The 22134-nt window shown below is 68.8% G+C and carries 27 protein-coding genes; 15 read left to right on the top strand and 12 right to left on the bottom strand.

The annotated features are described in order from the left end of the window. Window positions 1-78: 78 nt before the first annotated feature. Window positions 79-1278 (bottom strand): acyl-CoA dehydrogenase family protein, encoded by a 1200-nt coding sequence (locus ACTHNQ_RS03925; protein WP_440331269.1) that lies wholly within the window; start codon window positions 1276-1278, stop codon window positions 79-81. 90 nt (window positions 1279-1368) lie between these two features. On the opposite strand from ACTHNQ_RS03925, the gene ACTHNQ_RS03920 reads away from it, so the two are divergent. The 6 genes from ACTHNQ_RS03920 to ACTHNQ_RS03895 all read left to right on the top strand — a co-directional run bounded on the left by ACTHNQ_RS03920 (window position 1369) and on the right by ACTHNQ_RS03895 (window position 6247). Beyond that, window positions 1369-1695: a hypothetical protein gene (locus ACTHNQ_RS03920; protein ID WP_440331268.1), complete on the top strand. Its 327-nt coding sequence runs from the start codon at window positions 1369-1371 to the stop codon at window positions 1693-1695. A 140-nt stretch (window positions 1696-1835) separates the two neighbouring features. Continuing rightward, on the top strand, window positions 1836-2477 hold the full coding sequence (locus ACTHNQ_RS03915; protein WP_440331266.1) for an SGNH/GDSL hydrolase family protein: 642 nt from the start codon (window positions 1836-1838) through the stop codon (window positions 2475-2477). Next, window positions 2470-3132 carry a GntR family transcriptional regulator gene (locus ACTHNQ_RS03910; protein WP_440331264.1) on the top strand — a complete coding sequence of 221 codons (663 nt, stop codon included), beginning with the start codon at window positions 2470-2472 and terminating at the stop codon, window positions 3130-3132. The genes ACTHNQ_RS03915 and ACTHNQ_RS03910 overlap by 8 nt, the downstream gene beginning before the upstream one ends. Before the next feature lie 129 nt (window positions 3133-3261). After that, window positions 3262-3669 carry a YciI family protein gene (locus ACTHNQ_RS03905; protein WP_440331262.1) on the top strand — a complete coding sequence of 136 codons (408 nt, stop codon included), beginning with the start codon at window positions 3262-3264 and terminating at the stop codon, window positions 3667-3669. A 1-nt stretch (window position 3670) separates the two neighbouring features. Further along, on the top strand, window positions 3671-4804 hold the full coding sequence (locus ACTHNQ_RS03900) for an RNA polymerase sigma factor (RefSeq protein ID WP_440331260.1): 1134 nt from the start codon (window positions 3671-3673) through the stop codon (window positions 4802-4804). 63 nt (window positions 4805-4867) lie between these two features. Beyond that, window positions 4868-6247 carry a HupE/UreJ family protein gene (locus tag ACTHNQ_RS03895; protein WP_440331258.1) on the top strand — a complete coding sequence of 460 codons (1380 nt, stop codon included), beginning with the start codon at window positions 4868-4870 and terminating at the stop codon, window positions 6245-6247. A gap of 81 nt (window positions 6248-6328) precedes the next feature. On the opposite strand, the gene ACTHNQ_RS03890 is transcribed toward ACTHNQ_RS03895, so the two are convergent. Beyond that, window positions 6329-7420 (bottom strand): WxL protein peptidoglycan domain-containing protein, encoded by a 1092-nt coding sequence (locus ACTHNQ_RS03890; RefSeq protein WP_440331257.1) that lies wholly within the window; start codon window positions 7418-7420, stop codon window positions 6329-6331. A gap of 91 nt (window positions 7421-7511) precedes the next feature. Continuing rightward, window positions 7512-9422 carry a fibronectin type III domain-containing protein gene (locus ACTHNQ_RS03885; RefSeq protein WP_440331256.1) on the bottom strand — a complete coding sequence of 637 codons (1911 nt, stop codon included), beginning with the start codon at window positions 9420-9422 and terminating at the stop codon, window positions 7512-7514. A 222-nt stretch (window positions 9423-9644) separates the two neighbouring features. Here ACTHNQ_RS03885 and ACTHNQ_RS03880 point away from each other — a divergent pair, with 222 nt between their 5' ends. The 5 genes from ACTHNQ_RS03880 (at window position 9645) to ACTHNQ_RS03860 (ending at window position 12344) form a co-directional block, all read left to right on the top strand. Continuing rightward, complete coding sequence (locus ACTHNQ_RS03880; RefSeq protein WP_440331254.1) at window positions 9645-10304, top strand: hypothetical protein; 660 nt, start codon at window positions 9645-9647, stop codon at window positions 10302-10304. Between the two features lie 53 nt (window positions 10305-10357). After that, window positions 10358-10627 (top strand): hypothetical protein, encoded by a 270-nt coding sequence (locus ACTHNQ_RS03875; protein WP_018173646.1) that lies wholly within the window; start codon window positions 10358-10360, stop codon window positions 10625-10627. A 112-nt stretch (window positions 10628-10739) separates the two neighbouring features. Beyond that, the gene (locus ACTHNQ_RS03870; protein ID WP_440331252.1) at window positions 10740-11237 is read left to right on the top strand and encodes a hypothetical protein; all 498 of its coding nucleotides are present in this window, start codon (window positions 10740-10742) and stop codon (window positions 11235-11237) included. Window positions 11238-11286: 49 nt separating this feature from the next. Further along, window positions 11287-11664, top strand: a complete 378-nt coding sequence (locus ACTHNQ_RS03865) for a hypothetical protein (RefSeq protein WP_440331250.1) — start codon at window positions 11287-11289, stop codon at window positions 11662-11664. A gap of 107 nt (window positions 11665-11771) precedes the next feature. Further along, a complete protein-coding gene (locus ACTHNQ_RS03860; RefSeq protein WP_440331248.1) occupies window positions 11772-12344 on the top strand; it encodes a VanZ family protein in 573 nt (190 codons plus the stop codon). Window positions 12345-12357: 13 nt separating this feature from the next. Here ACTHNQ_RS03860 and ACTHNQ_RS03855 read toward each other — a convergent pair whose 3' ends face one another. Beyond that, complete coding sequence (locus ACTHNQ_RS03855) at window positions 12358-12663, bottom strand: NIPSNAP family protein (RefSeq protein ID WP_440331246.1); 306 nt, start codon at window positions 12661-12663, stop codon at window positions 12358-12360. Window positions 12664-12824: 161 nt separating this feature from the next. Continuing rightward, window positions 12825-13535 (bottom strand): SDR family NAD(P)-dependent oxidoreductase, encoded by a 711-nt coding sequence (locus ACTHNQ_RS03850; protein WP_440331244.1) that lies wholly within the window; start codon window positions 13533-13535, stop codon window positions 12825-12827. Window positions 13536-13636: 101 nt separating this feature from the next. On the opposite strand from ACTHNQ_RS03850, the gene ACTHNQ_RS03845 reads away from it, so the two are divergent. After that, complete coding sequence (locus tag ACTHNQ_RS03845) at window positions 13637-14482, top strand: helix-turn-helix transcriptional regulator (protein WP_440331242.1); 846 nt, start codon at window positions 13637-13639, stop codon at window positions 14480-14482. 43 nt (window positions 14483-14525) lie between these two features. On the opposite strand, the gene ACTHNQ_RS03840 is transcribed toward ACTHNQ_RS03845, so the two are convergent. Then, a complete protein-coding gene (locus ACTHNQ_RS03840; protein WP_440331240.1) occupies window positions 14526-15035 on the bottom strand; it encodes a MarR family winged helix-turn-helix transcriptional regulator in 510 nt (169 codons plus the stop codon). Between the two features lie 105 nt (window positions 15036-15140). On the opposite strand from ACTHNQ_RS03840, the gene ACTHNQ_RS03835 reads away from it, so the two are divergent. Continuing rightward, window positions 15141-15932: an SDR family NAD(P)-dependent oxidoreductase gene (locus tag ACTHNQ_RS03835; protein ID WP_440331238.1), complete on the top strand. Its 792-nt coding sequence runs from the start codon at window positions 15141-15143 to the stop codon at window positions 15930-15932. Window positions 15933-16060: 128 nt separating this feature from the next. Here the strand turns inward: ACTHNQ_RS03835 and ACTHNQ_RS03830 are convergent, their stop codons facing one another. Beyond that, on the bottom strand, window positions 16061-16972 hold the full coding sequence (locus ACTHNQ_RS03830) for an arginase family protein (RefSeq protein ID WP_440331236.1): 912 nt from the start codon (window positions 16970-16972) through the stop codon (window positions 16061-16063). A 61-nt stretch (window positions 16973-17033) separates the two neighbouring features. Then, complete coding sequence (locus tag ACTHNQ_RS03825; protein ID WP_440331235.1) at window positions 17034-17438, bottom strand: DoxX family protein; 405 nt, start codon at window positions 17436-17438, stop codon at window positions 17034-17036. Between the two features lie 882 nt (window positions 17439-18320). Between ACTHNQ_RS03825 and ACTHNQ_RS03820 the strand changes: the two genes are divergently transcribed. Then, window positions 18321-18731, top strand: coding sequence for a DUF6882 domain-containing protein (locus ACTHNQ_RS03820; protein ID WP_440331233.1), 411 nt, complete (start codon window positions 18321-18323; stop codon window positions 18729-18731). On the opposite strand, the gene ACTHNQ_RS03815 is transcribed toward ACTHNQ_RS03820, so the two are convergent. The 3 genes from ACTHNQ_RS03815 to ACTHNQ_RS03805 are packed head-to-tail and all read right to left on the bottom strand — an operon-like array spanning window position 18720 to window position 20488. Next, entirely contained in the window at window positions 18720-19247 is a 528-nt protein-coding gene (locus ACTHNQ_RS03815) for a hypothetical protein (RefSeq protein ID WP_440331232.1), read from the bottom strand. The genes ACTHNQ_RS03820 and ACTHNQ_RS03815 overlap by 12 nt on opposite strands. Continuing rightward, window positions 19248-19724 (bottom strand): hypothetical protein, encoded by a 477-nt coding sequence (locus ACTHNQ_RS03810; RefSeq protein ID WP_440331230.1) that lies wholly within the window; start codon window positions 19722-19724, stop codon window positions 19248-19250. It abuts the gene before it with no gap. Then, on the bottom strand, window positions 19721-20488 hold the full coding sequence (locus tag ACTHNQ_RS03805; RefSeq protein ID WP_440331228.1) for a hypothetical protein: 768 nt from the start codon (window positions 20486-20488) through the stop codon (window positions 19721-19723). Before ACTHNQ_RS03805 ends, ACTHNQ_RS03810 begins: the two co-directional genes overlap by 4 nt. 501 nt (window positions 20489-20989) lie before the next feature. Between ACTHNQ_RS03805 and ACTHNQ_RS03800 the strand changes: the two genes are divergently transcribed. Then, the gene (locus ACTHNQ_RS03800; protein ID WP_440331226.1) at window positions 20990-21463 is read left to right on the top strand and encodes a hypothetical protein; all 474 of its coding nucleotides are present in this window, start codon (window positions 20990-20992) and stop codon (window positions 21461-21463) included. Between the two features lie 150 nt (window positions 21464-21613). On the opposite strand, the gene ACTHNQ_RS03795 is transcribed toward ACTHNQ_RS03800, so the two are convergent. Then, a partial coding sequence (locus ACTHNQ_RS03795; protein WP_440331224.1) for a hypothetical protein occupies window positions 21614-22134 on the bottom strand: 521 nt, incomplete at its 5' end.

Here is a 22134-nt window from a genome sequence, read left to right as displayed (position 1 = left end):
CGCGGGCACGCAGGCGCGCACTCACACGGACAACCCTCCTATGGTACTGGATGCCGCAACGGGCGCCGAATCGGCCCGTCAGTGGAACGCGTTCAGCCCGGTCAGGTGCTGGCCGAGGATCAGGGTGTGCACCTCGTCGGTGCCCTCGTACGTCCGCACCGACTCCAGGTTCGCAGCGTGGCGGATGGGGGAGTTCTCCAGCAGCACGCCCTCGCCGCCCAGGATCGTGCGGGCCTCGCGGGCGATCGCGATCGCCTCGCGCACGTTGTTGAGCTTGCCGAGCGAGACCATCGCGGGAGTCAGGCTGCCGGCGTCCTTGGCCCGTCCGATCTGCAGCGCGAGCAGCGCGCCCTTCTGCAGTTCGACGACCATGTCGACGAGCTTGCGCTGCGTCAGCTGGAACCCGGCGACCTTGCGCCCGAACTGCTCCCGCCGCAGCGCATGCCGCAATGCCGCCTCATAGCTGTCGCGGGCCGCACCGAGCGCGCCCCACACGATGCCGTAGCGGGCCTCATTCAGGGCCGAGAAGGGTCCGCGCAGGCCGCGCGCCTCAGGGAGGAGAGCGGATGCCGGCACCCGCACGCGATCGAAGGTCAGCTGCGTCTGCACCGACGCCCGCATCGAGCCCTTGGGCTCCAGCACGGCGATGTCGAGCCCCGGCGCGTCAGTCGGCACGAGGAAGCCGCGCACTCCTTCGTCGGTCTGCGCCCACACCACGGCGATCTGCGCGATCGAGGCGAGGCCGATCCAGCGCTTGGCGCCCTCGATGATCCAGTCCGATCCGTCGCGTCGCGCGGACGTCGTCATGCTCGCCGGGTCCGACCCCGCGCCCGGCTCGGTCAGCGCGAAGCTGCCGATCGCCTCGCCGGCGGCCATGCGCGGCAGCCACTCCTGCTTCTGCTCGTCCGATCCCCAGCGGTGGATCGACCCCATGGCGAGCGAGCCCTGCACCGACACGAACGTGCGGATGCCCGAGTCACCGGCTTCGAGCTCGAGCGCGGCCAGGCCGTACTCGACCGCGCCGGCGTTCCGGCACCCGTACCCCTCGAGCGTCATGCCGAGCACGCCGAGGCGTCCGAGGGCGGGGGCCAGCTCCGCGGGGAAGACGCCCCGGTCGAACCACTCGGCGATGTGCGGACGGATCTCGGCGTCGACGAACGCCCGCACGCCGTCGCGGGCGTCTCGTTCGGCCGGGCTCAGCAGCGCGTCGAGACCGAGGACGTCGGATGCCGCACGCAGCGCGGCGAGATCGTCGGGGTCACGGGTGACATCGGTCATGGCGCCTCCTCGCGTCCGTTCGATTCTGCCCCCTCGCCCGAGGGCCGCCGATTAGTGTGGAGCGCGCACGCTGACGAGGGGACCCGATCGATGTCGCAGCCGGCCGCGCAGAACGCGCTCTCAGTCACCATCTCGGGCACCCCGGACTTCGGCAGTGAGGTGCTGAAGGCGCTGTACCGGATCACCGGCCGCTCCACGGTCGAGCTGCGCGAGGCGATCCGCAGCGGCGAGCCGGTGTACACGGCCGAGCTGTTCGGCAACGACCACATCCACGTCGTTCCGCGGCTGGAGAAGACCGTCGCCTACCTGCAGAGCCTGGGCGTCCCGTTCGTCGTCCACGAGTGGGCCGACGGCGAGCGCGACGCGATCCCGCTCGACGTGATGCGGCAGATCATCGAGGCCACCGACGGCCCGTGACCGTCCGTGCAGGAGTGCTCGCCACGGATGCCCGCGAGACGGTATGTTCACGACAGCCGCGGCGCTGCGGGTCACTGGGGACCGCGCAAGCGATTATCGATTAGGCTGACGGAGCACGCTCCAACGATGGGACTGAACGGATGCCTCGCACGACCACGCTCGTCTTCGCCGGCGACTCGATCACCGATTCCGGCCGCGACCGCGACGACGCCGCCTCGCTGGGGGACGGGTACGTCAGCCTGATCGCCGAGGCTGTCCGCGAGCGCGGCGAGACGGTCGTCAACAAGGGCATCTCGGGCAACCGCGCCGTCGACCTCGAGGCGCGCTGGGACGACATCCTCGCCGCCGGCCCCGACGTGCTCACGGTCTATATCGGCGTCAACGACATGTGGCGCCGGTTCGACGCCGACGACCCGACGTCGGTCGAGGACTTCGAGGCGACCGTCGCCGGCCTGCTGCAGGCGGCACGGGATGCCGGCGTCGACCGCATCCTGCTCATCGAGCCGTTCTTCGTGCCGGTCCGCGACGACCAGGTGGCGTGGCTCGACGATCTGAACCCCAAGCGCGAGGCCGTGCGGCGCCTGGCGGAGCGGTTCGACGCGACGCTGGTCGAGCTGCACGACACGGTGACGGCCGCGGCGGCCGAGCACGGCGCCGCCGCGATCGTGCCCGACGGCGTGCACTCCACGCCGCAGGGGTCGGCGATCATCGCCGACGCGTGGCTCGCCGCCCACCTGGGCGCGGCGGCCGGGGTGCCGGGAAGGGAGGCGCCCCGTGACTGACGCCCTCAGCTCTGTCACCGAGCTCAAGCGCGGTCTGCTGTCGGACCAGATCTACGAGCTCGTGAAGACGATGATCAAGGACGGCTCGCTCGAGCCGGGCGAGCAGCTCGTCGAGTCGCAGCTCGCCCGACGCCTGCAGGTCAGCCAGGCGCCGGTGCGCGACGCGCTCAAGCAGCTCGTGCACGAGGGCCTCGTGACGCACGTGCGCCATCAGGGCAGCTTCGTCACGAGCTACACCGACGAAGAGGTGGCGCAGGCCCGCCAGGCGCGCGCCGAGCTGGAGTCGATCGTGGGCCGTCTGACGTGCGGCACGCTGACCGCGACGACGCGGGCGGCACTGGAAGCCCTCATCGCGCAGATGCACGAGGCTGCGGACGACAAAGACCTGGGCGCGTTCCGCGAGCTCGACTTCGCCTTCCACCGCTCCGTCGTCGAAGCCAGCGGCAACGTCTACCTCCCCCGCATGTGGGACATCATCGAGCCGAGCCTGCGCTCCTTCCACGTGCTCGCCGACCCGGACTATCCGGGCGACTGGCACGTGGCCGCCGACTGGCACAAGAGCCTCGTCGAGGCGCTCGACGCCGGCGACCCCGAGGCGGCGGCGAAGCTGTTCTACGCGCACGCCGCCGGCACGCTGCTGCCCGACGAGGACTGACGGTCCAGGATGCCGGGGGCCCGGCATCCTGAATCCCGAAGTTCTTCACCGGGGATGTAGAGAACACCCGGCCGGTTCCGTCTCCTCTGCGAAGCGGCCAGAATGGGCCGCACCGAACGGGAGGCTGTCATGGCCAAGTATCTGATGCTGAAGCACTACCGGGGCGGGCGCCCCTCGGTGAACCAGGTCCCCATGGACCAGCTCACGCCGGACGAATGGGCCGCCCACGTGCAGTACATGCAGGACATGGAGCGGCGCCTCTTCGACTCGGGCGAGCTGCTGGCATCGGAGGGGCTCGCGATGGGCGGCGCCTGGGTGCGCTTCGACGGCGAGGGGCGTCCGCCGGTCGTCGACGGCCCGTTCGCCGAGACGAAGGATCTCATCGCGGGCTGGATGATGATCGACGTCGACTCGTACGACCGCGCGGTGGAGCTCGCGTCGGAGCTGTCGGCCGCGCCGTGGGCCGGCGGCAAGCCCCTGGGCGAGTGGCTGGAGCTGCGCGAAGTCATGTTCTCGACGACCGCCGACGCGGAGTGACATGGATGCGACGGCCCTGCGCCGCGCGATCCCCGAGGTCGTCGGCATCCTGGTCCGGCGCGGCGCGGACTTCGCGTCGGCCGAGGATGCCGTGCAGACCGCGCTTCTGCGGGCGGGCGAGCGACCGCCCGCAGAAGAGGTGCGCGATGTGCGGGCGTGGCTCGTCACGGTCGCATGGCATGCGTTCCTCGACCAGGTGCGCAGCGATTCGGCGCGCGCGGCGCGGGAGGAGAAGCTCGCCCTGGAGCCCGAGCCCGGTGCGGTGCCGCAGCACGACGACACGCTCGGGCTCTACTTCTTGTGCGCGCATCCCGCGCTGACGGCATCCTCGGCGACGGCGCTGACGCTGCGCGCGGTCGCGGGTCTCACGACGCGGCAGATCGCTGACGCCTTCCTCGTGCCCGAGGCGACGATGGGGCAGCGCATCAGCCGCGCGAAGCAGCGGCTCGCCGGCATCCCGCTGGATCAGCCCGGCGACCTGTCGCGCGTGATGCGGGTGCTCTACCTCGTGTTCAACGAGGGCTACTCGGGCGAGATCGACATCGCGGCCGAGGCGATCCGGGTGACGCGCCAGCTCACGGCTCTCACCGACGAGCCCGAGGTCGCGGGGCTGCTCGCTCTCATGCTGCTGCATCACGCGCGGCTTCCGGCGCGGGTAGTGGGCGGACAGCTGGTGCCGCTGGCAGAGCAGGATCGCACCCGGTGGGACGTGGCGGCGATCGCGGAGGGCGTCGAGGTGCTGCAGTACGCGCTCGCGCAGGACCGGCTCGGGCAGTATCAGGCGCAGGCGGCGATCGCGGCGCTGCACGCGGATGCGCCGACCGCAGCCGAGACCGACTGGGTGCAGATCGTGGAGTGGTACGACGAGCTGCTCGCCTTCGGCGACTCGCCGGTCATCCGCCTGGGGCGTGCGGTGGCGGTCGGCGAGGCCGACGGGCCGCGCGCCGGGCTCGCTGCCCTCGACTCTGTCGACGCCGACGTGCCGAGGTACCACGCGGCGCTCGCCTACCTGCATGAACGGGCGGGCGAGCGGGATGCCGCCACCGCCGAGTACGCCGAGGCCGCGCGCCGGGCGACCAGCGTCCTGGAGCAGCAGCACCTTCTGCGGCAGGCCGAGCGCCTGCGGCGGGTCTGACGCCGCGCCCGCGCGTCACTTCCCGTTGGGCTGTTGTTCGCCGTGGCTCACTAACGTCGCCGAGTGCTCTCTGCCGTCCCCCGCCTCACACGTCCTCTTCTCCTCGGCATCGCCGCGGTCTTCGCCGCCCTGCTGGTGCTGGTTCCCGCGACCGGCGCGTCTGCGCATCCGGCGGGCAGCACCGGAGTGTTCGTCACCGTCCACTCCGACGCCGTGGAGGTGAAGATGCAGATCCAGAAGGCGGGGTTCGTCGCGGCGACCGGCTACGACCTCGACACGGATCAGGCAGAGCTGGACGCCGTGGCCGACAACCTCATGTCGTTCATTCTCAACCGGGTGACGGTGTCGGTCGGCTCGACGAAGCTGGCGCCGACGGTGACCGAGACGCCCGAGTTCGTCACCGTCAACGGCGAGGACTCGATCGAGACCACGATCCGCTTCGCCGACGGCGGCCGGCCGATCGACGGCGCGGTCACACTCGACTACGACTTCATCCTCGACGTCGTCCCCTCGCATCAGGTGTACGTGGCGCTGGTGAGCGACTGGAACAACGGCCAGGTCGCCGAGGGCGATCCCGAGGTGGTCGGGGTGCTCGGCGGCGGCGTCACCGAGATCACCCTCGACCGCGCGCAGCAGACGCCGCTGCACGGCTTCTTCTCTGTCGTGTGGCTCGGGATGCTGCACATCGCCGAGGGCACCGACCACCTGCTGTTCCTCACCACCCTGCTGATCGTCGCGCCGTCGCTGGCGGCGCGGTCGCGGCGGGGGTTCCGCTGGACGCAGCCGATCCCGACGAAGCGCGCGGTGCTGCGGGCGGCCCTCATCATCACGTCGTTCACGGTCGGCCACCTCATCACGCTGGCGCTGGTGTCGCTGGGGGTCGTCTCGTTCCCGACCAAGCCGGTCGAGATCCTCGTGGCGGTGTCGATCGTGGTCGCGGCGGTCCACGCGATCAAGCCGCTCATGCCCCGCGGCGAGCTGCTCATCGCCGGGGTGTTCGGCCTCGTCCACGGCACCGCCTTCGCGACCACGATCCTCGATCTCAACCTCGCCTTCGGCGAGAAGCTCGTCGCGATCCTCGGGTTCAACATCGGCGTCGAACTCGCGCAGCTGTGCGCCGCCGTGCTGGTGCTGCCGCTGCTGATCTGGCTCTCGCACGCCCGTGCGTACCCCGCTTTTCGCACCGTGATCGCGGGCCTGGCGATCGTGGCCGCCTCGGCGTGGATCATCGCGATCAGCCTCGACGGCACGACCGTGCTGCAGCCGGTGTTCGACGGCATCGCCCGCTTCCCGGTGGTCTGGTACCTCGTGCTCGTCGCGGTCGTGGCGGCGCTCTGGTACGTCACCCGCATCCCCTCCGAGCGCGGTGAAGCGGATGCCGCACCCGCCGTGGTCGCGGAGCCCGAGTCCTCTTCCGAGCCCACGCCGGTATCGGGTCGCTGAGCCGCGGCCGGCTCTCGCGGCCATGACGAAGCGCCCCGCCTCTCGGACTCGGCCGAGGGGCGGGGCGCTGTGTGACAGGGGTCAGTCGGCGGCGCCGACCGTCGACTTCGCGCGCTCCTCTTCCAGCGCCTGAGCGACGGCCTCGCTGACACGGGCGTCCTCGCGCTGCTGCGCCTCGGCCTTGTTCCGGCCTCGGCGACGCAGCACCAGCACGAGCGCGACCGCGATGAGGGCCACGATCACGAGCAGCGTCCACGGCACGGCGAGGCCGACGGCGGATGCCGACACCTCGGCGATCGGGGAACGCGAGCCGGCGGCATCCGTCACCACCGGGGTCACCGTGGTCGATGCGAGCAGCGCGAACAGCGGCGGCACGTTCGGGACGACGACCGTCTGCGTCACGCTCTCGCCGGGCAGCAGCTCGGGCGCCGCGTCGGCGTCAGGCGCGTCGACCGCGAGCAGGCCGAACACGCCGCCCACCGTCGAGGCGGGATCGGCAGAGATCGCCGCGTTGCCGGTGTTGTGCAGCGTGTACGTGACGGTGGCGTCACCGCCGGCGAACGGGTTGAGACCGCCGTTCCACGAGACCGAGAGGTTCTCGACGGCGAGCGCCGGCGCGAGGTCGCCGCCCACGCGCAGGTTGACGCGGATGCCGAGTCGGCGGTCGACGTTCACGCCGGTCTGGGCGTCGGGCACCGTCAGCGAGGTGACGATGCCGCCGGCGTAGTCGCCGGGCGTCGCGTTGTCGGGGATGCTGACGGTGAACGGGATGCTGGCGGTCTCACCGGGGCCGAGCGTCAGGGTCTCCTGACCCGGTGTGATCCAGGCGCCGACCGCCTTCGACTCCTCGCCGGCGACGACGAGCGACAGGGCGCCGTCGTCGGAGGTGAATCCGTCGGCGGCGTACACCTTGAGGTCGACGGGCTCCTGGCCGTGATTCGCGACCACGATCCCGTCGGTCACCGTGCCGCCGGGATCGATCGTGTAGCCGTAGTTGGTGCGGTCGGAGCCGAAGTCGTTGGACTCGGTGCGGACGGTCCAGTTGACGTCCGTGCTGTCGTCGGCCGCGGCGGCGGATGCCGTGGGGAGGGCGACGGCGAGCGCGACGAGGGCGGCCGCGCACAGCGCGCTGATGCGACGGCGGGATCGGAGGGAAGCGGGGCGTGCGTTCACGGGTGGGCTTTCGGGGTGGTGCGGAAACGGGACGGTCCGTGGGAGAGAGCGATGGCTCTCTCCCACGGACGCGAGGTGGCGGATCGGTCGATCAGCCGGCGAGCGCCGTGATCGTCAGCGTCGCGCGGTAGCTGCCGGTCTGGGTCTCAGTCGGCAGCTTCAGGTCGAGGTTCGCGCCGAGGAGCGCCTCACCCTTCTCGTGGCCCTGCAGCGCCGCGCCGAGCACGCGGTCGACCGACAGGCCCGCGCCGCCGTCGAAGCCCGAGCTGACGGCCGCACCGGCGACCGCGCCGGCACCCGGCGTGACGACCTTCGGGGTCCAGCCGAGGTAGCTGGCCTGGAACGTCTTGTCGCCGTCGGCGAAGTCGCCGAGCACCGAGGTGATCGACCACGGGGCGAGCGACGCACGCGTGTCAGACACGGCGATCGGGTTGATCTCGCCCTTGGCCTCGAAGTAGCCGTCCTTCTCGACGGCCGTGCCGAGGTCGACGAGGCCGTTCTGGCCGTCGATGGTCCAGCCGAACTCGCCCGGAGCGGCCGTCGGGACGATGACCTGAACGTCCTCGCCACCGTCCGCGTGGTGCGGGTGGATGGTCACCGAGTCGATCTTCGAGTCGACGCCGCCGCCCGGCGACGTCTGCGAGCGGATGCCCTCGACGACGAGCTCGTCGGCCTTCACCTGCACCTTGACGTAGCTGCGGGTCTTCTCCTGGCTCTGCACGGAGTTGTACCAGTAGCTCGACGGGTTCAGCGGGTCAGCGCCGTTGCCCGCACCGCTCGTGCCGCTGTTGTCGGGCGCGGTGATGTTGTAGTACTTCGAGCCCGACGCCGAGTTGGCCGTCATGTAGATGACGCCGCCCTCTCCGACGAACACCTCGTTGGCACCCGGCTGCTCGTCGGCGTTGGCCTTCTGGCCGTCCTTGATCTCGTAGCTGCGCGTGTAGACGTGGTCGTGACCCTGCAGCACGAGGTCGACGCCGAGCTGCGAGAACGTGGTCGGGAAGTCGACGCGACGCACCTTGTTGTCGGCATCCTTCGCGTGCGAAGCGGCCGAGTAGATCGAGTGGTGGTAGACGAGCACGGTGTACTTCGCCTGCGCGCCGTGGGCCTTCACGACATCGGTCACGTACTGCACGTGAGCCGCGTCGCCGCCGCCGGTCGCGTTGTTGTAGCTGTTGCTGTTCAGGTCGATGAACAGCACGTCCTTGTAGATGTACCAGTAGTCGCCGCCCGACTCGGTGGCCGTGTTGCCGGCGCGGTAGTAGGCCGCCGAGTAGTCGGTGTTGGGCGTGTAGAAGTGCTGCTCGTACGCCTTGCCGCCCACGTCGTGGTTGCCGATGGTCGCGGCCCACGGGTACGAGCGCAGCTGCTCGGGCGCGAGGAACGCGTCCCACTGCGCCTCGGTGTTCGCCGTCTCGACCTGGTCGCCGCCCGAGACGAGCAGCTCGGCGTTCGGGTTGGCGTTCAGCGCGACGTTCATGGTGTCGACCCAGCCGGCCTGGTCGTTCGCCACGTTGCCCGAGGCGCCGATCTGCGGGTCGCCGAAGAACAGGAAGTCGAAGTCGCCCTCGAACGACTGCGTCTTGAACGAGTACGTCGTCGACCAGTTGCCGTCAGAGCCCACGCGGTACGAGTACTGCGTGTTCTCTTGCAGGCCCGAGATCGTGGCGTGGCGGTTGAAGCCGCCGCTCGACGCGATGTTCGCGGTGCCGGTGGCGGCGAAGGTCGTCACCGAGGCCACGAACTCGCCGTTCACGAGCGCGGCGGTGGGCGCGACCTGGATCACCTGCGCGCTGTCGTCCGACGAGTACCAGGTGACCGTGCGCTGGGTCTCGTCCGCGCCGACGCCGAGCACGATGCCGGTGTAGGTCGCCGTGGTGGCCGCGTGTGCGCCGGCGGGCGCGGCGAACGCACCGCCGAACGCCAGGGCGGCGCTGACCGCTGCGGCCGAGAGCCACAGGGCCGCGCGGCCCGAGGGCCGCGAGGTTGCTTCCGAAAGCATGTGTCTTCCGTTCTGTCTGGAAGCGGGTGGGGGAATGGCGTCGGGTGTCGCCCGGCTCCAACAGGCGAGCCTCCCGGCGGCACGTGACGCGCCCGGCCCGGCCGCGTGAACGAGTGGGGCCGGCAAAGCGAACAGTCGGCGAACGGACCCGTTGCGGGGGCTGCGGGTGGGCGCCCCTCGCGCATGCTGGAAGCATCCCGCTCTCCATCCCCTAGGACGACCGTGCTTCTCCGCGCCCTCGCCGCGACCACCGCTGCTGCCGTGCTCCTTCTCTCGCTGACCGGCTGCGCCACCGATGACTGGACCACCCCACGCGCAGAGCCGACGATCGTCGGCACGCCCGGCGCCGGCTTCCACCCCGAGACCGCGCCCTCGCCCGAGGCGACCGTCGTGCCCGCGGACGGCTCGTGGCGCGGCGTCTCACCGTCGCCCGGCTACCGCGTCGTGCTGCTGACCAGTGGGACGGATGCCACGACCGACGTGCTCAACGCCGCCGTCCAGCAGTGGGCGTCGAGCGAGGGAGTGTCGCTGCGGACGGTCGTCGCGGACGAGTCCGGCGCGATCCCGGCGATCGTCGACGCGATGGACATGAAGCCCGACCTCATCGTCAGCACCGGCGAGTCCCTGATCGACGCACTCGCGACGGTCACGCCGAACCACCTCGACGTGTCGTTCCTCGTGCTCGGCGCCGAGTTGGCCGAGCCCACGGACAACGTGACGGCGGTCGACTGGACCGGCGCCGGCTTCCGCGGCGAGGGACTCGGCTCGGCCACGCACTTCGACGAGGACTCGTTCACGCCGAAGCGCGGCGACGCGGCGATCCGGGCCGGTGCGGCGGCCGTGCTGACCGGCATGACCGGCGTGGTGCTCTGGATCGACTGAGGAGAGGATGCCGGCGGCCGGGCGGCCCCGCGCAAACGCGAGAGGATGGGGGCATGTCCTCCCCCCACACACGTCAGTCGAACCCGACGGCCTGGGCCGCGTTCTGGTTCGCGCTGGCCGGTCTCGTGCTCATGCCCATCCCCCTGTTCATCGGGCTGGTGCTGGGCGGCCTGCTCTCGGTGATCGCCGCTGTCCTCGCCGTGATCGCCCTGCTCAAGGGCCTCGCGCGCAGCGGCACCGGCATCGCCCCGGTCGTCTTCGCAGCCATCTTCATCGCCCTCACCTGGGGCGGCATCTCGATCGGCGGCGGCACCGTCTGGTGAACCCGGGGGTCCGGATGCCGGCCGCATCCTTCTTTCGCTTTCGGATTCTGATCTGCGCATTCTGGCGTTAGGCTGGCGCCGAAGCCCGACCGAACGCGACGGAGCGGTGACCATGACCTCACGACGACACGGGATGGCGGTGACGGCGATCGCGCTGCTCGTCGCAGTGAGCCTCGCCGGCTGCACGACGTCTTCTTCGGGCAGTCGCGCCACGCTGTACGACAGCAACGACGCGATGGCGCTGGACAGCACCGACATCGTCGTCGGCACCGTGCAGGCCGAGAGCGTCGACGGCGATGCGACCGTGGCGACCGTGGTGGTCGAGAACACTCCCGGCAACCCGTCGCTCGGTTCGAACGTCGATGCCGAGGCGGGCACGATCCAGGTCGGCGACGAGATCGAGGTGCGCCAGCAGATCGACGAGAAGCTCAGTACCGGAACCCAGTACCTGCTCTACCTCACGCCGACGATGCTCCCGGGCGACGCCGCCGACCAGTACTACATCACCGGCGCAGAGGCCGGGATGTACGTGCGCGACGGCGATGTGTTCCGGCGCGTGATCACCGACAGCGGCGACACGCTGTCGGAGACGATCTCGATCTCCGAGTGACGGACGACTGGCCCTGGTCCTGCGGCGGGCTGAGGGTTATGGTCGCTGCATGGCGGAGAGACTGGTCGAGAAGCTTGCCGCGGCGGTTCCCTCGTGGGGCGCCCGCATCGCGTACGGAGAGAAGTCGACGGTCGGCGGGCAAGACATCGTGCCCGTCGCGATCGTCGTCTTCGGGTTCGGCGCCGGGGAGGGGTCGGGCGAGACTCCTCCCACCGAGAGGATCCCCCAAGGCAAAGGCGAAGGCTCGGGCGGCGGCGGGGGCGGCGTCTCGCTGCCGATCGGCGCCTACGTGTCTGGCCCGAGCGGCACGGTCTTCAAACCCAATTCGATCGCGCTGGTGATCGCCGTCACGCCGATCGTGATGAGCGTCGCCGCCGCGATCGCGAGCGTGTCGGCGGTGCGCAGCGCCGCCAAGCTGCTGCGCTGACGCGGGCAGCGCCGGGGCCGTGGCGCAAGGGGGTTCGTGCCTCGACCGTCGCTGCCCTCGGCTCGGACTGACTCGGCGCTTCACAGGGTCTCGCGAGAGGATGCCCTGTGACCATTTCGGCCAGGCCTCGTGCGCGTCGCAGCCGCGGCATCCTCATCGTCGCATTCGTCGTCTACCTTGCGCTGCTGGCGTGGGTGGTGCTGTGGAAGCTCGAGGTCCCGTGGATCGGCGACGCCGCGGGCCTGGCCCGCCCGATCAAGCTGGTGCCGTTCGTGCCGAGCGGAGACGCGGGGGCGAGCACGCCGGTCGAGATGGTCATCAACCTGGTGCTGTTCGTGCCGTTCGGCCTGTTCATCGGGGCGCTGGCGCCGACCTGGGCGTGGTTCAAGGCCGGGCTGGCCGCACTCGCAACGAGCCTCGTGCTCGAGACGGTGCAGCACCTGATCTCGACGGGCAGCTTCGACACCACCGACCTCATCGTCAACACCGCCGGGGCGCTCATCGGGTGGGCGGTCTTCATCCTGGTGCGCAGGGCGTCCGGCGAGCGCACGCCGGTCGTCATGACGCGCATCTGCGTCATCGTGTCGGCGCTCGCTCTGATCGCGGTGGTCGCTTTCGTCGCCTCTCCGCTGCACTACGGGCCGCAGCGCGACATCGTCGTGCAGCATCCGACGCCGTAGCGCCGGGTCGCGGTTACGAGAACACCGGCGACAAGAAGCGCCGCTCGTACCGGCGGATGCACCCCGTCCGGCGCGCCAACTCGAAGGCCTCCTGGCATTCGGCGTCGGTCTTCGAAGCGTTGCGGTAGACCTCGTACTCGGCCAGCGACGGGAACGTGAAGAGGGCGAACGCCTCGTCGCTGTCGCCTTCGCTGGGCATGAAGTAGCCGTGGTGCGTGCCGCCGAGCCGGTTGACGAGCCGGATCCACGTGCGGCCGTACTCGGTGAACTCGTCGAGCTTGTCGGGGTCGATCTCGTAGCGAAGGTGAACGGTGATCATCGGGTTCCTCTGCGGTCGGCGTATCCACGAGTCTCGCCGACGACGAAGGGATGCCGCGACCATCGCGGTCCCGTGCGCCCAGAGTGGCCGAGAAAGCGCGTGAACATGGCAGGGGCACGCTCCTCGCGCACCCCTGCCGGGCCACCTTCACGCCTGGGTGGTCACCACCCGAGCTCGCCCTGATCCTCCTGGAAGGTGCCGGTCGGGCCGTCGGGTCCGATCATGGCGAACTTCGCGACGACCGCTGCGCTGACCGAGGCCGGACGCCCGGGGTGGCTGCCAGGGTCGCCACCGCCGAGCTCGGTCGCGGTGATGCCGGGCTCGACGGCGTTGAACTTCACGTTCGTGTGCGCCCGCGAGTACTGCACGGTGAGCATCGAGACCGCCGCTTTGCTCGACCCGTAGATGAGCGAGACGAAGCTCGACGCGGGCCGCGACGGCTCGTGCGTCGCCCAGAACGAGCCGAGAGCGCTCGACACGTTCACGACGACGGGGTTCGTGGACTGCTCCAGAAGCGGCAGTGCGGCTTCGGTCACCCGCACGATCCCGACGACGTTGGTGTCGAAGACCTCGAGCACGCTCGCGCTGTCTCGCGGTTCGACGAACCCATTGCCGTACTTGGCGATGCCGGCGTTGTTGACGAGCACGTCGAGTCCCGTGCCCGAATCGGCGATGGTGGCGATCGCCGCGGTCACGGATGCGTCGTCGGTCACGTCGAGCTGCACGAAGCGTGCGCCGACCTCGTCGGCCGCGGCCCGTCCGCGGGCCCAGTCGCGGGCGCCGAGCCAGACCGTGTGCCCTGCGTCGACGAGTGCGCGGGCGGTCTCCTTGCCGAGGCCCTTGTTCGCCCCGGTGATCAGTGTCGTTGTCATGCATCCAGCGTCCGCCGCTCGCGCCGGCGCAGGCAGTCGTCGCGTTCTCCTAGGACTCCCAGTACCACGACAAGGCTGCGGGCAGCGCGCACACTGGAGGCATGGAAGCGTGGGAGTTCGGAGGCGCCGTGCGCCGCTGGCGCGACCGGGTGACTCCCGAGGCCGTCGGCATCCCCCAAGGCGGCCGCCGCCGCGCAGCCGGCCTGCGCCGTGAAGAGCTCGCGACCCTCGCCGGCATCTCGGTCGACTACCTGACCCGGCTGGAGCAGGGACGCGCGACGGCGCCATCGGAGCAGGTCGTCGAGGCGCTCGCCCGTGCCCTGCGCCTCTCGGATGCCGAGCGAGACCTGCTGTTCCAGCTGGCGGGCCGCAGTGCGCCCGGGGCCGGTGTCGTCTCGGGGCGCATCCCTGCCAGCATCCAGCGCCTGCTCGACCGGTTCGACGGCATCCCCGTCGTCGTCTACGACGCGGCCTGGAACCTCATCGTCGCGAACCCGCCGTACGACGCGCTCATGGGGCCGACCGCCGACCTGCGCGGCAACGAACGCAACGGCGTGTGGCGCAACGTCGTAGGCCCTCGCTCCCGCGCTCGGCAGACCCCCGAAGAGCAGGCCGAGCAGGTCGCCGGCCTCGTCGCCGACCTGCGCACGACGGTCGCCCGCTATCCGCACGACGCGCGGCTGCGCCGCCTCGTCGCCGACCTGCGTGCCGCGAGTCCCGATTTCGAGGTGCTCTGGAACACGGTGACGGATGCCGCACCCGCCGAGCAGTCACGCCACAAGATCATCGACCATCCGACCGTCGGCCCCATCGCCGTCGACTGCGACACGCTGGTCGTCGCGCAGGACGACCTGCGGATCATGGTCTACACGGCAGCCCCGGGTACGGAGGATGCGGAGCGACTGCAGCTCGCGATCGTGCTGGGGACGCAGTCGCTGGTCGGGTAGCCGACTGACCGGGACCGGAGCGTTGAGCCCGGTGTGCCGGGAGTTACGGCGCTGCGGGGAGAGTGGCCTCAGGACTCCACACGGGAGCGGAGGGATCGATGGCTTCGGCGATGCGTCGGCTGATCGTGCCGAGCTGGCGAACCTGTTGATCGGTGAGCGATTCGAAGACCAGCCTCTCGACGAGGGCATGATGCGCCGGCGTCGACCGCACGACTTCTGAGTGGCCCGCTTCGGTCAGCGTCGCGAGGGTGACGCGGCCGTCCGTCGGGTCGGTGTGACGGCGCACCCACTCCTTCTTCTCCAGTCTCGAGATCGCACGTGACAACCGCGAGAGCGTGCTGCTCGCGTAGCCGGCGAGTGTGCTCATCCGCAGCGTGCGCTCGGGTGCGCTGTCGAGCGCGAACAGCAGTCCGTGCTCGAAGTGCGTCAGGCCGCTGTCGCGTTGGAGCTGGGCATCCAGCGCAGCGGGTAGCCGCTCGAGCAGTGTCGCGACGGAGGCCCAGACCTCCAGGTGCTCCGGACTCAGAGCGGCGGGGTCGGCGGAACGCGGCATGCGACGAGCCTATCGCGGAGAAACTTGCTTGGGAAAGTTATTAGATCTACGTTACTTGCCTGAGCAAGTTAATTCCGCGGTGAGCGGCGCGATGAGGAGTGAAGCATGGAGTTGCACCAGCAGGGCAAGACAGCATTCGTGAGCGGTTCGACGCAGGGGATCGGCTTTGCGATCGCATCGAGTCTGGCGGCCGAAGGCGTGCGGGTGATCGTGAACGGCAGGTCTCAGCGACGCGTGGATGCCGCCGTGGCGAGGCTGCGCGCCGCGTACCCCGGAGCGGATCACAGCGGTCGACGGGCCGACTTCTCGTCACCCGCCGAGGTCGAGGCCCTCTGGGGCGAGCTCGAGGAAGTCGACATCCTGGTCAACAACGTCGGAATCTTCGGGCTGGACGAGTTCGAGTCCGTCAGCGATGAAGAGTGGGCGCGCTATCTCGAGGTGAACGTGATGAGCGGCGTGCGTCTCTCGCGCCACCTGCTGGGCGGGATGCTGCGCAGAGGGTGGGGCCGGGTGCTGTTCATCAGCAGCGAGTCCGGCGTGAACGTGCCGGCAGACATGATCCCGTACGGCGTGACGAAGGCCGCGATGATCGCTCTCGGCAACGGGCTGTCCAAGCTCACTCGCGGTACCGGCGTGACGGTCAACACCGTTCTGGGCGGCCCGACCTACTCGGATGGCGTCGCCGCGACGGTCGAGTCGATCGCCCAGTCGCAGTCTGCTCCTGTCGACGGGGTCAAGGCGGCTATCATCGGCCAGAACAGCACGACGCTGCTGGAGCGGTTCATCGACCCGGCCGAGATTGCGAACCTCGTGACGTACCTCGCCAGTCCGCTGGCATCCGCCACGAATGGAGCGGCCGTGCGCGCTGACGGCGGGGTGCTCACCGGAATGCTGTGACAGCGCCGGCGTCTTGAGTCTTGCGGGCTGTACCGTGATCCGACCAGTTCGGGATGGCGTGCCCAGCGCGTCGGCCGCTCCGCATCAGGAACTGAACCGCCGGGAAAGTGGCCGGGCCGGCATCCCCGTCAGCGACGCCATGCCGCGAGGCCAGAGCCGACGAGTGCAAGGCCCGGCACGAGGACGTCGGTGAGCAGGCGGGCATAGCGACCGTCGGGGTCGAGATCGGGGTCGAAGACGGTGACCGAGGCGCCGATCGCCTGCGGAGCGAGCGCGGTCAGCATGCGGGACAGTTGCTGGGGCATGAGGCCGCCGGGGTCGGGACTGTCGACGGCGGGCATGACGCTGGGGTCGAGGACGTCGACGTCGACCTGGAGCCAGTAGCCGGGTCCGGTCGTTTCGAGGACTGTCGCGGGGAGCGCATCCGCGTCGACCGCCGCCGACGCGCGGGCGGAGAGCACGAGACCGAGGCGATCGACCACCTCGTCGAGCTGCTCGTCGTCGTCGCGGTGGCCGATGTGCGCGCAGCGCGCGGCCGGGAAGTACGGGCCGTAGCCGTCGATGTCAGAGATCGCCGGCCAGTGCAGTCCTATTGCGGCGGCGAGGTCTTCACCGGCCACACTGGCGCACGCGTCGCTGTTGCCCGGGTGGCGGAAGTCGGTGTGGCCGTCGATGTGGACCAGGCCGGTCGGCCCGGCAGCGACGAGGCCCAGGCCGATGCCGACCAGCACGCTGCAGTCTCCGCCGATCACGACGGGGTGATCGCCGCCGCGCAGCGTCTGGGCGACGCGGGCTCCGAGCAGCCGGGCGTGTGTCACGAGGGCTGCCTCGTTGCGCACGTGGCCCGGCGATCTCGTGCCGTCGTCATCGACGTACCGGCCCGCGAGGACGACTCCGGCGTCTCGAGCGCCGCGAGAGGCGAGCCGCCCGAACAGGCCGGCCTCACGAAACGCCGCAGGAGCCTTGTCGGCGCCCGGCACGCTTCCGGGTTGCGGAGGCCGAAGCCCCAGGTTGGTCGGTGCGGAGATCAGGGCGATCACTGGGCCAGCCTGCCTGATCGTCGAGGGATGCTGCTACGTCGCCGGTAGCTCGTGGTTGCGGCTAGCGCGTCGCCCACAGCGCCCAGACGACGAGAATCGGCTGCAGCAGCAGGCGGATGAACCGCGCCCGGTCGGTGCGGAGCATGGGCGCGGACCGGCCGGTGCGCCACTGATGGACGTTGCCGGGAAAGACGGCAACAAAGAACGCCGCGACCAGCCAGCCGACACTGCGCTGCCGAGGAATCGTCGCGACCGCTCCGGCCAGCACGAGCTCGACCACCCCGGATCCGACGACGATCGCATCCTTTTCGAGGCCGGTCAGTCGCGTCGACCAGTCGGGCACGACGATGCGGTAGCCACGGCGCCCCCAGGTGAGGTGGGACAGTCCGGCAGCTGCGAGGAGGAGGGCCAGTAGCCAGCGAGCGGCAGCGCGCCATCCGAGCAGGCGGTCAGAAGGGGTGGCCATGGTCTCGACGCTACCTCTGGGGAGCGCGTTTCGTCTGCGAGGCCAGCGACGCTCGAATAGCGCGCGGTCATGGGGCATACCTTCGCGCGGGGTATGCGGGCATCGCCAGCGAACCATCCGGCATGGTGGCGCTGTCCCGGGACCGCGCGCGTTGACCGACTGGCCTTCGCGCAGCGGCATCGCAAAAGTCGCCCGACCAGGTTGAGCCCGGCCCGCGGTTCCAGCTGGTCAGTCGTCAAGCAAGCTGATGAGCCTGGCGGAGACGTCCGAATCTGGCCAAGTAAGTTGCTGAAGTCCGTTCGCTCCGTATGCGATGACGTCCCAACTGCCGGGCTGCCAAACCAAGACAACGATCATTCCGTCATTGCAGACTGTGCGGAGACCGGTCTGTGTGGCTACGGAGAAGTCGACCCAGTCATCAGATATGTACTCCTCGCCGGGGAGTCTGATCAGCTGCGCCCGGATCGACTCATCTCGATAGCGCATAGATCTCCGGCCTCTCGTCGCGCAGGGGGAGCTGCTTGACGCACTCGTCATGCGAGTTCTGCCTGCCGAGTCTAGGGACCGCCGACCCTTATTCAGCCCACGGCGGCACCTGCCAGCGGGACTCATGTTGTCACTCATCGCGATTGTCGAAGGGACATACTCTGGACCCATGCCAAACGAAGGACGTTCGATCCGAGAGGCGAGCTCGTCGTCGCTGCTTGTGGGCGAAAGTGGCGTCCTGAGTCGTTCTGGTCATGCAACGGGGGCCTGGGGCGGCGGGCTGGCGTTGCTCGCGATCGTTGTGTGCGTGCTTGCCGAGTACCTGCTCGGAGGTCATCCGGTTTGGGACACGTCCGCTCCATAACGTCCGCCCGCTGACCCGGCAGGGTCACATCTTTGACTGCCGAGTTGAAACAGCTGATCGTCGAGGGACACGTCGAGGCGTTGTCTAAGCGGCAGCGGGCCGCCGAGCAGTGGGGCGCCGGAACCGCAGATCGTTGGTCAGCTGATCTCGCCGCAGGAACGCTCTCATTCGAGTTTGCCGATCGCATCGTCGTCGGACGCGTCCAGCTCCTTGGCTGCTACGCGAGCACCCCCGGCACTCGGCTGTGGGGCTGGGCAAATAGATCCGCCCCGGAGCCCGTCACTCTTGCATCGCTACAAGTGAAGGCGATCGCGACCCGACCCGGCCTGCAGTTACTCCAAGACGCGAATCTTCAAATCCCGGCGGACGCCGAATCTCCCACACGAGTTGACCTAAGCATTTTGCGCATGCGCAACCGTGGTGCTGCTCGGTCAGGCGCGTAGCGCGGGGTCTTGCCATGCCGCATTCCGGGCTCGCTTCACCTCGGTGTTCTGCAGCAGCTTGTTGCGAAACGCGTTCCATAGACGCTTCGCTGGTGGACGCTCATGCACACGCACGAGACCATGCGACCGACGCAGCCGTTCGTCGTGATGATCGCCTTCGCTGTATATCACGCCGCCGGGAGTCTCGCGCTCCTCGCCTTGCGCGACAGTCCCGCCGGGTTGTGCCCTCGAAACATACTCGGCCCCTTCATCGGCGCGACGCACGGTGGCGACTGTGACACGCGCGAGTGCTTGGCCTTCCCAAGTGACCAGATCTACATCGGTGAGGCCTTGCGCAGTCATCGCCTGGGTGATGTAGACGCTCATCCCGTCGTTCGCATACCGATAAGCGGTGATGCCGAGCGTGAGCTCACCGGATATCTGGTCAATGATCAAGTCACCGGGCTCGGTCAGACGTCGATGGACGTAGTCTCCGTCAGGGATGCTGTCGTCGTCGACGACCCATTCGTCGGTCATTCAAGCGAAGTTCTGCCGCCAATTGGGGTTAGCCTTCACCAGGGCGTGGGTAAAGCGCGCGAGCGCGTATCGAACCTGGTCGGCGTCCAGTTGTCCGGGCGTCACAATATTCGCGATGAGCCGGCCATCGATGTCAGCGCAGGTGAATGAAGCGTCCTCTGCTGACAGCTCAATGGTGATATAGCTGCGTCCGGCCCGCCACTGAGCGATTAGCCCACCATCGCCATCCGGGGAAATGGTCGCGTACGCGGTGTCGTCTTGCAGCGACGTGCGCAAAAGGCGATGCATTTCAAGGGTTGCGGTCGGGCGGATCCCACTGAGCGCGCGCAACTGTGCTGTAGCCCGCGCGAGCGCCCGGTTCGGCCTGGCGCCCCAGCTCGGTCTGTATGCCGACGGCTCGACGCGAGTTTGCGTTAAATGCGAGCGGGGGGCCTTCTGGAAAGGGCGAGCGTAGGCGCGTTCCGCCAGCAAAGTCATCGTGGCCCCCAGGCTTCCTGCTGTTCTTTCGTCGTTAGGGTAGCAAAGCACTCAATGAGTCGGCTGTGCGCCACATCCAGCGCGTCGAACGCTGCTACGGCATCATCCCCATGCGTCGTCGAACGAAGAGAGAGAGAGCCATCCGTCGCATCGGAGAACGCCGCATACTCGACATGCGTAACGTAGGAGTCGTCAGTAAAGTGGAACAATCCCCCTGAGTTCACGGCCTGCAGCCCTGGAACGGGTGTAATTGGCGCATCGGTTTCCACGGAGAAGGATTGCTGAGCCGCAGTCCATGCCGCGCGCTCCGGAATAGAGTTCTCGTACTCCGCCCGGACTCGCTGGACAATCACGGAGCCACCAGTCGATTCTTCGGCATGTGTCACGAACGACTGAAACTCTCGCCCGAGGTCCGCCCGTAGTGCGACGAACCCGGGATACTCCCGCCCCGTTTCGAATTCCCATCGAAGCAGCAGCCGATCGTCCTGAAACGAGACCGCACGTCCTTGGTCATCCTTGAACGTCAGCCAGGGGAACGGGAAGCGCTCCGACTCTTCTTCAAGAAAAGCAGGCGCCGTGTTCGGGGCGTCCTCGTTAATCCAGGGCATCCGAGCGAATCTTTCGCTGACGTGCGGGAACTTCGTCTGGAGCGACGAGACGAGCGGCGTGAGGCTTACGAGCTTCAGCGGCACGGCATCAAAGAAGATCGTCAACTCGACGGCGCGGACTGGGGGCGTCGCGAATCGGAGCTCCGTGGCGGCCATGTCCCCACCATAGTGCCCTGCTCGATCATGATCGGTCAGCACGGCGTCCTCCTCGCAAGATGATCGTCGCTCCACTACCCCGCCGCGGCCGGAATCAGCGGGTGCGGGCCTCAAGAGCGGCGGGCGACGGCCCTAGCGTCGCTTTCGTGGCTTGCTCGGACGTTCGATCGGTGAACCGTGCCCGACGACGTGCCACCATCCGCAATAGGGGCAGAGCATTGCGCTCGCCCCCTTGAACACACTGGCCGCGATCGTTGCAGCTTCACCCTGCGTAGCGATCGGGGCGCGGCGTGTACGACACCTCACACCTCGCATATGGTGAAGATACCGAGGGCCCCCGACATTGGGGGATTCCCGGCCGCCCGAGGGGCTGGTCTCCGGGTACCGCCCGGATGCGATCGTCGGGGTCGACACGTCGACCATGCATTGAAGTGCGCGGTGCTAAGCAATGGTCCGCGCCGCAGGGGTAAGTGCGGGACAGCCACGTCCTACGCTGACGGGATGACCGCAAGAGGGCTCGGCGCGTGGCTGAGCGAGTTCCGAGACCGCGTCCAGGCGAGCAATCCTGCGTGGAGCGACCTGAGGGTTCACAACCGATACCCCGCGACCATGCTTGGGACGTTGTCGGCGATCCACGCGGCTGTGGGGCCGGACCCAATCTGGCTCGCGCACCTCATGCCCGCTCAGCTGGACGCGGACGAATATACGGTGCTCGTGCTCACGGAACGTTTTTTCGTGGTCGCGGCGCGGCATGGAACGGGCACTCACGACGTCACAGCGTCGCTCTACGCGAGGTCGGCGCTGCTCCGCCTGCAGGTGGAGAACGCGCCGACCATCGTCGGCGACGGTTTGGCATACGGGGAATCTCTCGCTGTCCGCCTCTTCCTCAGCGACGGCACCAACTACCTTGTCTGGGATCGAAACGGGCATCTTGAGCGCGTGATGCATCACTTGCGGGACGCGGTCACCGAATAGTCACCCGCCGTCATGCTCATCCCGGTTGGCCCTGGACGGACCTTATACGTGCACCGCCCGCTTACGGATCCCTATTCGTGCACTGTACGCATGACGGGTGAGGCGGGCGGGGGTGACCGCGTGCGATTGGCATCCCTGACCGCGCGCGGATTAGGCGGGAGACGACCCCGTCGAGCCGCCAAGCTGCTTGTTCGCGTTCGCCGAAGAGATCAGAGCCCATGCACGGTGGGTCGCGTCTGCGGTGAGCCGCGGCGGGGGCGCGGAGTTACCGAGCGGACCGCCCCCGAGAGGAATAAGTTCCAGCCGGCGGTCGGTACGTGCCCTTTTCCATTCCAGAACGTCTGTCCACTCCAGGCTGATCGGGCCACCGCCGCCCATCCAGCGCCCAGGCGCGTCGACGTACTCGAGGTTTCGGACGTGGGCGGCCTCGATGAATTCCTTCTGCCGAAGCGGCGGTCCGGACCACAGAGAGACTGAGTCTTCGCGAATCATGAGAACGTGCGACCATCCGGAACTCAAGTACGGCGCTGTGACCGCGAACTCCTTCTTGCTCTTCTTCGATACCGTGACCTCCAGAAGGATTGCTGAGGGATTGGCGGCCCTGATCAGCGACATCCGCAGCGCACGCATGACGAGCAACGCAGCAGCGATGAGGAAGCACACCCCAAACG

This window comes from Microbacterium sp. (assembly GCF_051953575.1).
GTDB lineage: Bacteria > Actinomycetota > Actinomycetes > Actinomycetales > Microbacteriaceae > Microbacterium.
Note: the sequence above shows the minus strand (reverse complement) of the source record. Positions and strands in the feature narration are given on the sequence as shown.

What these genes read in the sequence shown, in the direction of transcription:
- ACTHNQ_RS03835 (WP_440331238.1), top strand. Translation starts at nt 15,141, where the DNA reads ATGGAGTTGCACCAGCAGGGCAAGACAGCATTCGTGAGCGGTTCGACG.
- ACTHNQ_RS03900 (WP_440331260.1), top strand. Translation starts at nt 3,671, where the DNA reads ATGGATGCGACGGCCCTGCGCCGCGCGATCCCCGAGGTCGTCGGCATC.
- ACTHNQ_RS03850 (WP_440331244.1), bottom strand. Translation starts at nt 13,535, where the DNA reads ATGACAACGACACTGATCACCGGGGCGAACAAGGGCCTCGGCAAGGAG.
- ACTHNQ_RS03875 (WP_018173646.1), top strand. Translation starts at nt 10,358, where the DNA reads ATGTCCTCCCCCCACACACGTCAGTCGAACCCGACGGCCTGGGCCGCG.
- ACTHNQ_RS03815 (WP_440331232.1), bottom strand. Translation starts at nt 19,247, where the DNA reads ATGACCGACGAATGGGTCGTCGACGACGACAGCATCCCTGACGGAGAC.
- ACTHNQ_RS03870 (WP_440331252.1), top strand. Translation starts at nt 10,740, where the DNA reads ATGACCTCACGACGACACGGGATGGCGGTGACGGCGATCGCGCTGCTC.
- ACTHNQ_RS03800 (WP_440331226.1), top strand. Translation starts at nt 20,990, where the DNA reads ATGACCGCAAGAGGGCTCGGCGCGTGGCTGAGCGAGTTCCGAGACCGC.
- ACTHNQ_RS03905 (WP_440331262.1), top strand. Translation starts at nt 3,262, where the DNA reads ATGGCCAAGTATCTGATGCTGAAGCACTACCGGGGCGGGCGCCCCTCG.
- ACTHNQ_RS03845 (WP_440331242.1), top strand. Translation starts at nt 13,637, where the DNA reads ATGGAAGCGTGGGAGTTCGGAGGCGCCGTGCGCCGCTGGCGCGACCGG.
- ACTHNQ_RS03805 (WP_440331228.1), bottom strand. Translation starts at nt 20,488, where the DNA reads ATGGCCGCCACGGAGCTCCGATTCGCGACGCCCCCAGTCCGCGCCGTC.
- ACTHNQ_RS03810 (WP_440331230.1), bottom strand. Translation starts at nt 19,724, where the DNA reads ATGACTTTGCTGGCGGAACGCGCCTACGCTCGCCCTTTCCAGAAGGCC.
- ACTHNQ_RS03865 (WP_440331250.1), top strand. Translation starts at nt 11,287, where the DNA reads ATGGCGGAGAGACTGGTCGAGAAGCTTGCCGCGGCGGTTCCCTCGTGG.
- ACTHNQ_RS03840 (WP_440331240.1), bottom strand. Translation starts at nt 15,035, where the DNA reads ATGCCGCGTTCCGCCGACCCCGCCGCTCTGAGTCCGGAGCACCTGGAG.
- ACTHNQ_RS03885 (WP_440331256.1), bottom strand. Translation starts at nt 9,422, where the DNA reads ATGCTTTCGGAAGCAACCTCGCGGCCCTCGGGCCGCGCGGCCCTGTGG.
- ACTHNQ_RS03825 (WP_440331235.1), bottom strand. Translation starts at nt 17,438, where the DNA reads ATGGCCACCCCTTCTGACCGCCTGCTCGGATGGCGCGCTGCCGCTCGC.
- ACTHNQ_RS03920 (WP_440331268.1), top strand. Translation starts at nt 1,369, where the DNA reads ATGTCGCAGCCGGCCGCGCAGAACGCGCTCTCAGTCACCATCTCGGGC.
- ACTHNQ_RS03915 (WP_440331266.1), top strand. Translation starts at nt 1,836, where the DNA reads ATGCCTCGCACGACCACGCTCGTCTTCGCCGGCGACTCGATCACCGAT.
- ACTHNQ_RS03855 (WP_440331246.1), bottom strand. Translation starts at nt 12,663, where the DNA reads ATGATCACCGTTCACCTTCGCTACGAGATCGACCCCGACAAGCTCGAC.
- ACTHNQ_RS03925 (WP_440331269.1), bottom strand. Translation starts at nt 1,278, where the DNA reads ATGACCGATGTCACCCGTGACCCCGACGATCTCGCCGCGCTGCGTGCG.